At 37.0% G+C, this 12,349-nt stretch carries 7 protein-coding genes; all 7 read right to left on the bottom strand.

The genetic code is table 11. The features are described from left to right. On the bottom strand, positions 1-4,038 hold a 4,038-nt coding region (gene essC, locus CQZ94_RS28820; RefSeq protein ID WP_105588185.1), incomplete at its 3' end, for a type VII secretion protein EssC. 40 nt (positions 4,039-4,078) lie between these two features. After that, positions 4,079-5,287, bottom strand: coding sequence for a type VII secretion protein EssB (gene essB / locus CQZ94_RS28815; protein ID WP_002191637.1), 1,209 nt, complete (start codon positions 5,285-5,287; stop codon positions 4,079-4,081). Positions 5,288-5,475: 188 nt separating this feature from the next. Then, complete coding sequence (locus CQZ94_RS28810; RefSeq protein ID WP_000918627.1) at positions 5,476-5,727, bottom strand: EsaB/YukD family protein; 252 nt, start codon at positions 5,725-5,727, stop codon at positions 5,476-5,478. A 13-nt stretch (positions 5,728-5,740) separates the two neighbouring features. Then, positions 5,741-6,253, bottom strand: coding sequence for a type VII secretion protein EssA (gene essA / locus CQZ94_RS28805; RefSeq protein WP_105588186.1), 513 nt, complete (start codon positions 6,251-6,253; stop codon positions 5,741-5,743). Beyond that, positions 6,228-9,755, bottom strand: coding sequence for a type VII secretion protein EsaA (gene esaA, locus CQZ94_RS28800; protein WP_105588184.1), 3,528 nt, complete (start codon positions 9,753-9,755; stop codon positions 6,228-6,230). The genes essA and esaA overlap by 26 nt, the downstream gene beginning before the upstream one ends. Positions 9,756-10,132: 377 nt before the next feature. Further along, entirely contained in the window at positions 10,133-10,429 is a 297-nt protein-coding gene (locus CQZ94_RS28795; protein WP_000918583.1) for a WXG100 family type VII secretion target, read from the bottom strand. A gap of 451 nt (positions 10,430-10,880) precedes the next feature. Beyond that, positions 10,881-11,711, bottom strand: coding sequence for a VanW family protein (locus tag CQZ94_RS28785; protein WP_105588183.1), 831 nt, complete (start codon positions 11,709-11,711; stop codon positions 10,881-10,883). Between the last annotated feature and the right edge of the window lie 638 nt (positions 11,712-12,349).

The following is a 12,349-nucleotide window of genomic DNA, read 5'->3' as shown; positions in this document are numbered from 1 at the left end:
ATGGGTCACATTCTCTTTATATTGAACAAATCCGTATTCGCTTGTATCTACTAACGTTACACTTTCAAAATAGTCTTTATTCGTTTGAGAAATGATACTTGATACGACTTGTTTTCTTATACTATCGTCTACACTATAAATCATTAAGTGGTCATTTACCGCACTATCATGGGCAACAACTTCCACTTCTTTAAAGTCAAGACCCATTGGAATTTGTCCTAATTGTAATGCTTGTTTCACTTGTTTATGGTTACGATATGTCATTAAGTCAATTACTTCTGGCATCATTGGAATTGCTTTAGGAAGCTCTCCTTGCCATGCTTCATCCATTTCATGTGCTTCTTGTTGTAACAACTGAATTTGCTGCAATTCGTCTTCTGCTGTTGTTGGTAATGCTGTTTGGAATAATGTAGGATTTTCTAGTTTTATCAGTGCACGTCCTGTAATTTCTTCAATCTTAATATCAGATCGTCCTACAATACTTGATACTTCACTATGATCAATCATGTACAGACAAGGTTGTACCTTAATGTTATTGTATAGTTGAATGCGTAGTGCACTTTGTCTACCAGCACTAATCAATGTATGAATTCCTACACTTGCACCTTCTCTGACAACTTGCATCATAAGCATTTCAAACTCTTCGTAAAATCTAGCCTCTTTTACCGCATCGTAATTATCAATTGCTACAATGATATTCGGAACTTTATTTCCGCTAGCTTTTTCATACATTTCTAAGCTTGCTACGTCATATTGACTTAACATGCGCTTACGAGCTTTCATTTCTTGATTTAATCGTTCTACCAATTTTAAGCATTTTTCTGTTTCGTCAATTGTAATTGTATCCGCCACATGAGGTAATCCTTTTAATGGTAAAAGACCATTTGTTCCAAGATCGATTAAGTACACATGCAAATGCTCCGGACTATGCTGACGTGTCACATCCATAATAACTGTTTGTAAGAACGTTGATTTTCCGTATCCTGGACTTGAGAAGACTGCAACGTGACCGTCTTTACTTATGTCTAACGTAAGCGGTGTTTGTGCTTGTAGTTCCGGCTGGTCTAGTAAACCAACTGTTGCTTGTAATGGTTTCTTTTCACCTGACCATGCTTCTTTAAAGTTTACTGGATGTAAGTCTTGCAAGAATATTTTCTCTGGAAGCGGTGGTAACCACGGTCTTGGTAATGCTTCAATTCGATTTTCTTCTGTGTAATCATGAATATAATCGATAACCGCATCAAGTTCAGTCGGTACAGTTGTGATTTCCGTTTTGTTTCCGAGTCCACTCAAATCCTCACTCAAAATCTCATACTGCCCAAGCTCATTAATCGCATAGATCGTCGTATCTAGCTGTTCTTGGTCCTCTTTGTTTTCAATATAATCCGCTCCGCTCCATGCACTTTGGAACAGTTCATAGATTTCGTTATTTCCGACTTGTAAGTACGCGCGGCCTGGCAGTGTAATTTCTGCGGCATCTGGTGTTTTTAAAATTTCGTTACTGTCGGATGCGTTTTGTACTTTTAGTGCTAATTTGAATTTGGAGTTACTCCAAATTTGGTCATCTACGACCCCGCTCGGCTTTTGAGTTGCTAGGATTAAGTGGATTCCTAGTGAACGACCGATACGTGCCGTTGATACTAATTCTTTCATAAATTCAGGTTGTTCTGATTTTAACTCAGCAAATTCATCTGAAATTAAGAATAGGTGCGGCATTGCTTCTTTCGCTTTGCCTTGTTTGTATAGTTTTTGATATTGGTTAATATGATTTACATCATATTCGCCAAATAGGCGTTGACGTTTTTGTAATTCTGCTTTAATCGATGCAAGGGCACGCATACTTTGAGCGCCATCTAAGTTCGTAATTGTTCCTAATAAATGTGGTAAATTCTTGAATAAGTTCGCCATTCCGCCGCCCTTATAGTCAATCAGTAGGAATGCGACTTCATACGGATGGAAGTTTACCGCTAAAGATAAAATGTACGATTGAATAATTTCTGATTTACCAGACCCTGTTGTACCTGCGACTAATCCATGCGGTCCGTGTGCTTTTTCGTGTAAGTTCAAGTTGACGATGTCATCTTTACCACGTAAGCCCAGCGGTACAGCTAAACTTTTAAATGTTTCGTTTTTCGCCCAGCGCCCCTTAATGTTTAGTTCATGAATTTTTTCGACGCCGTACATTTCAAGGAATGTAACACTTTCTGGAATACTGTTTCTTAAGTTTTGCAAGTGATTCAGCGGTGCTAATGCACGAGAGAGCTCTTCTTTGTTGAAATCATCTGGGAAGTGATCGAGCGTAAAGTTGCGATTCACTAGTTCACCTTTTTCTAAGATAACATTCCCGTTTTTCGCATCGCGAATATCAATAACTGTTTTCACATGTTCCGGTAAACTTTGCATCACATCTTCTACAAAGATGAGAGATACACCAAGTTCGCTCGGGTCTTCGTTAAAGAACTCCATTACACTATGATCTAAAATTAGTTTTTCATCTGTAATCGATACAACGTAATGAGGTGCAAAATACATTTTTTCATTGGAATTGCCTTTCTCTTCTAATGCTAATTTGCGTTCCTTCAGTATTTGATACAAACTGTTCAATACTTGATCTCGGCTTCGGTCATGATACACGAACCCGCGAACATTAATATCTCGTAAACTCGCATGCGGTAACCAGCGCATCCACTCCCAGCTTGCTTTTTCTTCTTCTGGGAAAATCGTAATGAATTGTAAATCATAATAACTATGAAACAGAGCTGTTTGCATAACGAGCATTTGCAGCTGTTCGATTACTAATTTTCTTTGTCCGATATAACCTACTGGGCCATTCACTAAGTCGGTCACAACTGGTACATTCTCTAAACCCATATATTGCGAACGTAAGCCGCTTGCAGCTTCTACTAATTCATCTTTGTTTTGCGTAAACTCTTCTTCGTTAAACTGAATTTCAAAACTAGAATCAACGCGGCCCAATCCAACCCGATATGTCAAGAAATCATGGTGGAACATTGTTTTTTCATAGATTTGCGAATCTACTCTTACTGCCATATCACGAATTTGTTCAATGTTTGGATAGTGATAATCTAAAGCGTGCCTTTGCTCTTCACTTGCGGCATACAATTCTTGCGTTTTCTGCTTCAAATAATTTTGATAACTTTCATTCCGTTCTTTCGTATCAATTCTGTATTTCTTTAAATTCTTTAAATATGTGGTTAATGCAATAATTACTGTTACCACTGTCATCCCGAGTGATGCGATAATAAAAATCCCGCGGGGCTGAAAGATTGAAACGACTACAGTCAACACGATCATCACAATCGGCGGGACGATCATCTGTGCCAGTTGTTCACTTGGTTTTGACGGTAGGTGAGATGGCTTTCCAATCGTGAGTTTTTCCTCTGGCTCACGGTAAATAATCCGCGGGGAACGATGATAATTCGGATATTCATCACCTAAATCATTATCAGCTTCCATTAAAGGTGTTAATTTTGATGTAATGCGATTAGGTGAAGCTAATATTTGAATATCTTCTTTCCCAACTTTGATTGTTATACCATCAAAATACAGTTGATCGCCTGGTTCAAGCATTGCCTCACCAGTCATGCGAAAAAAGTTGTGATATACATAGCCGTCATTCACAACGACTTTAAAACAATCTCCCAATGTTTCACGGATAAACAGCAAGTTAGCAGCTGTCATATTTTTAATTGTCACATCATCGCGATCCGTTGCGCCAAACGAAATACTATACTTGGACGCCATGTCATACACATACTCTTCTCCTGCATCCGTTAAGTAAAAATGCATTTGTTTCTCTTTCGTAATATCTAGAGTCACATGTTCATTTGCACGTAATGCTTCATCCTCAAGTTTCCATGCTTCGCCGTCCCACTTCACCACTACACGCGTTTCCAAGTCCGCGTAAGTAACTGTGTCGGACCATTCATTTCCGATTGTGACTAATTCACGTTTTTTCGGATTAAGATGACATTTATGTAGTTGATTACCGTAACTAATTGTTAGTAGTTGTACCATCTCTATCTCCCGTTTCTTTTATTTTTATTTCGTTTGATGTCTAGTTCTCTTTATTTCCTGATGGGTTCTTATTTGATAAGTCATCTGAGGAATTTGTATTATATTTTTTTTGGTAATCTTCCAATTGTTTCTGATATTTCTGTACTTTTTCTTCACGCGCTGAACCAGTCAACTTCGGATCATTTTTCACTTGTTCAATTTGTTTAATTAATCCGTACATAATCAATTGCGGATCATCGATATATTTCGCAAGATCTAAAGACTTAGAGAAATCTCCGCGCCCATTGTAAATCCAATATAATAAATAATTTTTATCACTTTTTAGACTCACATTCTTCATAATTGCTGCTTTTTGATCATCTGTTAGTTTTTCTGCCTTTACGTATGAAGAAGCTAAAACATATTTAGATGCATCCGGTAGTTTTTCAGGATCTTGCTCCTTTAAAGTGCTAATTACTTTATCGTAGTCTGTCGCCAAGAAATTCTTATCTGCTTCTAACAATTTATTTTGATACGGCATTTTTACAAAACTGAAATAGCCAAGCGGTACTGCGAGAACAATCGAAGCAACAATCATAAAAATGGATAATCGTTTAAATAAACGGAATCGTTTTTTCGGCACAAGCTGCATATTTTTCTCTGTTGTCGTTTGTTCTCTTCTGTAATGCTCATTTAACAACTTTACAAGGTCATCAAATGTACCAACCTCAACGACATTACGTTCGAATGCTGTATCTTTTGCATTGTTCAATGAACCAGAATACAATTCATCAAAACTATATTTTTTCGAGAATATTGCGACAACTAAACATTTATACTGACGTAAAAACTTCTCATCATCTAAGCGATACGGTGGTACAATATCACGGATACCACGATAAACTAGATAGGGCATATAATTGTCATCGAATACTAGATTGTCTGGATGAAGGAAGAAAGTTTTTCGCGTTTGTAAGCACTCTTGAAAACGAGCAACATTAAGCAATAATCGTAATTTATCGTTCTTTCCTAGTTTGTGTACATCTTCCCATTCCTTTGTATATCCCTTAACGTTGAACTCAAATGTAAACATATCTTCATGATCTTCTACTGTAGCCGGTACAAAGAAGTTAGATTTTTCTGTGATTAACTCCAGTTGCCGCATGTCCTTCACACGCGTCTGTGATTTCGATAACTTCAATGTCCGTATATGCTCAGTCGTTTCAAATAGATACTGCATCGAATCTAGCTGAATCGTTCTCTCTGTCATAGTCTCTTACTCCTCTTTTTCATGTTCTTTTCTATATAAATTCATTTTGATTTTTCAACATATAAGTCGCTGCTATGTAGAAGTGATCCACTCTTGCTTTCTAGCTTTGTTTTTTGGCAAAAGCAGTAACTGACCGCTTCTATGCACGGTCAGTTACTCTCACCTAACTAAAAAGAAAGATTTTAATTCTACAAAACTTTTAATATATCCCCGTCCGTTACCTGATAATCAATTAACCGATCATCGTCAGTGAGTAACAGTTCTTTATTAACAACCTTAATAGCGCAGCGAGAAACTTCTATCACATCAAGTTTTAGTGCTTCAGCAATGTTCATGAGCAGCTGTTTGACGGGCTGGTGGGTCGGGATACGCAGATCATATAATCTGCTATCCCATTTACTAAAGTCAATTGTGACATTAATATGTGTTTGTCCTGCCATACTTCCTTCTCCCTTACTGCCAAATTTTCCGTATTACAACATAAATGCCGCAGCAAATTGCTAGTACTACACCAGATAGGATTCCTATCATTTGTGTGCTGATAGGTTCCGTTTCTAGTTGATTAGTGTTTTGGTCAGCGTTAGCAGCGTTGCTAACCGTATAATTTTGAGCAAACAAGCTGTTTTGTCTGTCCTTCACAGTTGTATCCTTCTTGTCTGATGTTACAAACAATGAGTCATTTAAAGCTTTCGTTTCGCCCTCTATTTGTTTCTGCTTCTCTTTAATTACATCTTTTGTTTGTTCTTTAAACAAGTCTGGTGCGTGTTTTTCAAGCTCAGTTTCTTGGGGTTCCTTTTGTTCCTTTTCGACTTTTTCCTGTTGCATCTGTTCCACACGATCCGTTTTCAAATCCATCTTTCCGTTATGATCAAGATAGCTGCCCGTATCAGCGTGAAGGGACGACGGAGCAAGAAAAAGCAACAAAAAAACAGTAATGAAACTAGCTCGTATGAGAATCAGCTTCATATTCATCCCTTTCTTCTGCCCGGTATTTGCGTATGACGAATAAGTTTACCACAAGGCCAATAACGACAGCTGCCATTAAACTATACATAATAGTCGGCCAATTTGCTCGGTCGTTTGCAAAACCAGTAATCATAATCTCAATATATTGAAGCGGTGAAAATTCACGTATTTTAGCAGCAGTCGACATTTTATCAAGATTCAACCCAACTGCATCTGTCAGGAACAGATACAGGCTAAACGTGGCTAGCAAAATAAACATTCCGACCATTTTCATTTGGCGTAATAAGTAGCCTGAAATGAGAACTAGCACTAACATAATGCTGGTAAACATGCTGATCCATACTGGGAATTCTGCATGACTAATTTTCAATAAATAGCCTGAAATACCGCCAATTAGAATCCCTTCAACTATTCCAATACCAACTTGAACAGCCGTAGTTGGTACGTTTTTCAGTACCAATGACATCTCTTCCTCAAAAGCACTTTTTTCTATACGTTTTCGTTCTTGGTTTGAAATTACATAAGCTGTAAATAGAGAAACAATGAAGCAAATCAGTACTAATAAATATGGTGTAAACGTATCTGCGGCTACAACAACACCATCGTTTTTCTTTTGCACTGGGTTTGCAAGGAAGCTATATAAGTTTTCGTTTTGTCGATCGCCAACGCGACTGTTTGCGAGAACTTTCGTGAAATTTTTCAAGTAATCTTTATCATCAATTAGTTTCTTACTTAGATCACCCGAAAGCCTTGTCGCCTGACCAACTAGCGAATCTCCACTATCTTGAATCGTTTTCGCCTGGTCATCGATATTATCAAACGTTTTATACACATCGTCAGTTGATATTAAGTTACCCTTCGACTGATCAGCGAGTGTCTGACTTTGTATAAAAATAGACTTGAATTCCCCGTCTAACGCAAGCGTCGCCGTTTGTTCACCATCACTATTTGTCACAACTTTCCCTTGTTGATCGATTAGTTTATTGCTTGTTTCACGCCATGTTGCTAAATTTTTTAACGTTTGCGTAAGATTCGTATTCATCGCGTTTGCTTGCTCAGTTGTCTGCTTAATTACTTCTGTTAAATGTGTAGAATTTTTATCTGCTTCATCAACCAATTGAAGATAAGCATCTACTTTGTCTTTCAAATCTTTTGTTTGTTGCTGTACTTCTTCTGTCGTTTGCTTAGCAATGTATTCCGCTAATAAGTCAAGCACATCGCGTTTGTTGAACAGGTAGTATAATGAATTTTGATGTGATTCTGTTAAATCCGTAAGTGATTTTTGATTAAAATTCTCCGGTAAATCGGCTGATGCCTCAAACCCGTAATACAAGTTATACATGTTAGATAGTTTTTGATAATTTTTAATCGTATCTTCAACTGCTTGTATAAGCTTATTAGTCGCATTCGAATCTAACGAAGACATAACTTGGTGAGTAATGTAATTATTATTTACAGGTTTCCATTCCCCTTCTGTATTCGTCTCTTCATCTTTTTTAGGGGGCTGCTCTGTTTGTGTCTCTCCATCACTTTTTCCTGGCTGTTCTGTTTGTGTCTCTCCATCACTTTTTCCTGGCTGTTCTGTTTGTGTCTCCCCATCACTTTTTCCTGGCTGGCTACCACCATTTTGCGTTTGACCGCCACCTTCACCTGGCTGGCTACCACCATTTTGCGTTTGACCGTCACTTCCACTTGGCTGGCTACCACCATTTTGCGTTTGACTGTCACTTCCACCTGGCTGGCTGCCACTATTTTGCGTTTGACTGTCACTTTTTTTTACCTTCTTCAAAGGATTTTGATAAGTAATCGTACGTGATTGACCTAGTATAGGCGGTTCAGTTGGTTTTGGTTTCATGTCAGATGATGGATTATCAATGACATAATCTGTATCCTCTTGTGTCAAATTCCAACTCCAAGTTACAGGCTCAAAGACAGAAATATTACTTTTAGCATTTTTTAAACGTAATGTCGCTTTAATTTCGAAATCGCCTTTGTCTGTAGCTGGCAAAACAACTTTTTTATTTTCAAGGTACTCCTCTGTGTAATCTGCTTCATTTCCGATAACCAGTTTTACACTTGTCACTTCATAATCGTCTGGTACATTTAATGTGATATATTGCCCTTCTTTTTTCGTAGCTGGCAATACTGCTTTATCGTTTACTTCAACACCAGATGTCGTCAAATTATCTTTAATTTTTTTTATCATTTCCACCATTGGAATAGTATCTGTACCTCGCGCAGGTGTATAAAGTTTTTCCGCATTATATTTATTTGTGATATCAATAACATTTTCCAGTTCTTTCTTCGTCCCATCTGATAAACCAATGTTTTGAATATCATCTTTATTTAATGACGGTAACTGATTAATAGCCTCTTGAATCTTTTGATTCGCACGATTATCCGGTGCATCAAAGAATTTATTTAAATACACGTCTTGATGACCCTCAGAAGAATTTGAAATTTCCCGCTTTAGCTTTTCAGTTATTGATGCCGTAAGCTCTGGTCCTAGTCTATTTGCTAACTCAGTGTTGTGACTGCGAATTTTCGCACTGTTATCACTCAAATACTTTTGCATACCAGCTGAATCCGATAAAATATTAGGCTGCTCTTCTTTCAACTGAAATTGATCGTAAATTACTTTATTCGCTAATTCTAAATTAGCAAATTGTTGCATTATATCTGTTGTATTCATACTTTGGTCAAACTGAGTCAACTGTGTCGAGAAATCCTTTAAGACAAGGCCATTTGCTTCCTTCATTTTATTAAAATCACCAAAAGCTGTCTGACTGGTCTGATTGGATTTCATACCTTCATTCAAATTGTTGCTAAACCCATTTAAAATCTCTTGTAACCCTTTAAAACTGCCTTTCGCCACACCTGTTTGATCTTGAACACTTTTAAACTGCTGTGTGTAACCAGCTAGCGGGCTATGAACCTCTTTATTGTACACATCGGTGTAAGTTTGTTCTTTTTTTACAAGAGTTGTAATGTTATCCTGCGCATTTTGCAAGTTTCCGATAATGCTAGCGAAATAAACATCGATAATTCGGCTGTTGAAATCTCCAAGTATCGAACTTGCTGTTTTTTCTGCTTCTGCTTTTATATCATTATTACCAGTTGTATTTACCTTGTAGTTAAGCGTCACCTTTTCCGGCGCATTCGACTCAATTGATAATGCTTTTTTGGAAAAATCGTTCGGAATAACGATCATCATATTATAGACGTTACGTGATAGTCCGCTTTCTGCTACCCCGCGGCTAACTACATACCAATCGTGCTTATTATCTTTTTCCACACTCGTAATAAATTCATTACCAAATTCAATCTTTTTGCCACCCAGGTTTGCACCTTGATCTTCGTTAACCAGCGCAACCGTCATCTTTTGTGTTTCTTTATCACTCTTTCCTTTCTTCACTTGATTCAGTGCTAGAAAGGATGTTCCAGTAGACAGCGCAAGCGTCAGTATAATAAAAAATACTATGCTCCACTTTATTTTTTTCACACATCACCACTCCTGCTAGTAAAACTCTTTGTCTGTATACTGTTATTCGCTTACTTCTAGTAGTCGCGAAAACGGATGCTCCTTTTCATACCCACAATAAGGTGAAACTTTCATTAGTAGGAGCTTTACTATCCGCTAATGCGGGAGAGATGCAAACAAACTTCAAGCTACCTTATACTTTTTTTACTAAGCATTTATATTTATTTTGTAGTATAATCCCAAGAAAAATGGCAGCATCTCTCCCTTTTTTACAAATAACCCCAATAAATAAACCACGCAGCACTTGCTGCGTGGCTCACTACTCAGAGAATTTACTCGCGCCCGTTACTATGTAAAGCATGAAAAATCCCCTAATCTACTAACAAACATCACCGTAATTAGCTAAGTCCAAAATTACGGGATAAGTCTTGATCATGTCGAGCCACAGCATCTGCTGTATCCTTCAATTGTCTTTCGATGTCATGTAGTAATTGGGCAAAATTTCTTACCTTCGGTGCTAATTCGATAAATTGTCGGTCAAACCCTTCGAATGCACGCCCTTCCCATTCTCCGCGTAAGTCTGATTGTAAGTTTGTTAAATCGCGTAGAATGTCCTCAATTTGTTGACCACCGTTACCATAACGAGCTGCTTTTGCTTTAAGCTCCTCTGGGCTCATACGAATTTGTCCAGCCATTTATATTCCCCCTATCAATTTATAAAAATTGTAAAACAAAATTTGTTTTTACTTACTGAATTATAACAATAAGTAGAATAATTGAAAAGATATTTTTACTTTTTTGGATATTATTATCATATATTTTCGTTTTTTCTTGTTTATACATATAAATAATGGTTATTATTTTCCCAAAAGGTAAAAGCCTCTATGAAAGGGGCTTTACTTACTTCTGTTTGTGGCAATGTGGGTTTGAGAAACATCGTGATATCGTTGGGGCGATGAATATTCGCTATGCAACTGTGATAGTCAATCAGCCTAAGCCCTATATGGTCTGGTTGAGGAGGGGCAATGAGATGCCCTCATCTTGAAGGCTGTTCAAAACAGAAATGGGCTGCGAATGTTTAGTCATTCAAGAATCCCTCCTGTTAATCCGTAAGGATTAGGGCTTGCGACTTCAGTCGTGGGAGTCTCAATTACTGTCCTCATTATTACAAGCTAATAGTGGTTCGTACATCATTACAGCGTGATTCTCCGTTACATATTGATCTTCTATAAACTGTTTCTGTTGATTATATACTCTACGTTGAATCACATTATGTCGTATGTAACCACCCCAGTACGCAGATTGAATTGAGTGCTCTTTTTCATAAACTTCATATTGATAAAGTTGCGGATAGGCTGTTCTCCATTCACCAACTAAATGTTTATCTGTGATATAAAGGTGAAGTTGATACGATTGGTCCGTGTCATTTTTTATTTGTAGGTCCAAATAGTTATAGGAACAAGTCGCTCCACTTCCAAACGGCTGGGTCCGCCTGGAATCAGGAAAGACATCAAAACTATGACGATATCGCTCCGTTACTGTTAGTGATGTATGTAAAGTCATCCAATATATTAAATTTGAAAGCTGACAAAGACCTCCTCCAATACCTGCTTGAAAAGATCCATAGTGTAATATCATACCTTCTACATACCCTTTTTTCCTCGTAGACTTACCTATTAAACGCCAGTAAGAAAATGTTTCTCCCGGTCTAATGACGATACCATTTAGTTTTTTAATAGCAATTTTTAAATTAACAACCTTATTCTGTTGATACCACATATCTACATCCTTGAGCTTACGAAGCAGTATCGTTCGGTGTTGAATTGCTGTACATGGTAGCTTTTCTTGTTGAAACCTTTTTGCATATTTTTTTCCGTCTGCTAACCACTGAATGTACCTCTTTGTAGAGTAATACCATGTCCCTAGTATAATGCGATACTTAGACCGCTTTTTAGGACGTAAGTTCACCATACTCATTTTCAGTAAAATAGTTTCAAAGTCCTTCATTATAATATAATGGTACTTTAAATACATTTTTACTTTATTTGGATATGTATAATTTCGTTTAAAAAAGTCTTTTCATGTCGATTCATGTAGATTGAACTTTAAATATAATGGTTTTATGTTTTTACTTCACCCTCTTCATAGGAGAAATGAAGGGTTGTTGTCATTTTCGTAATAGTAAGCGCTTATAAAATATCCAATCATTTCGATATGTAATATTTCATAAAACATTGTTGGTTTATTTTTTAAAATATTCAGGGGAAATAGACGAAATTCAACAGAATAATTTATCAGACGGGGAGAAAATAATTGTATGTATCCAAAATTTATTGATAAAATAGCGTTTTCGAAAGCGCATAAAGAGATATTAATTAAACTGTATAATAAAAAGATTTCAAGAAGCGAGTACAATCAATTGGTAGATGCTTTTTATCGTCCACAACAAAAATAAATATGAAGTACGTGTTTATTGTTTTATGTCTTTTATAATAACAAAGTTTGTTTATATCATTTTTGGGGCAAGCTCTTCTACTAGGTTGATGGGCATGGGGTAGCACCACACATCCATCAACTTAAGGATTTAGACTATTCTTAAACTTAAAAGCACGTTA

The organism is Bacillus sp. MYb209, assembly GCF_002975175.1.
In the GTDB taxonomy this organism is placed as follows: domain Bacteria; phylum Bacillota; class Bacilli; order Bacillales; family Bacillaceae_G; genus Bacillus_A.
This window is presented reverse-complemented; position numbering and strand designations above follow the sequence as displayed.

Bases quoted from the DNA above. Each gene is read 5' to 3' on its own strand.
- CQZ94_RS28795 (WP_000918583.1), bottom strand. From the start codon at position 10,429: ATGGCTGGACAAATTCGTATGAGCCCAGAGGAGCTTAAAGCAAAAGCA.
- essB (WP_002191637.1), bottom strand. From the start codon at position 5,287: ATGACAGAGAGAACGATTCAGCTAGATTCGATGCAGTATCTATTTGAA.
- essA (WP_105588186.1), bottom strand. From the start codon at position 6,253: ATGAAGCTGATTCTCATACGAGCTAGTTTCATTACTGTTTTTTTGTTG.
- CQZ94_RS28810 (WP_000918627.1), bottom strand. From the start codon at position 5,727: ATGGCAGGACAAACACATATTAATGTCACAATTGACTTTAGTAAATGG.
- CQZ94_RS28785 (WP_105588183.1), bottom strand. From the start codon at position 11,711: ATGAGTATGGTGAACTTACGTCCTAAAAAGCGGTCTAAGTATCGCATT.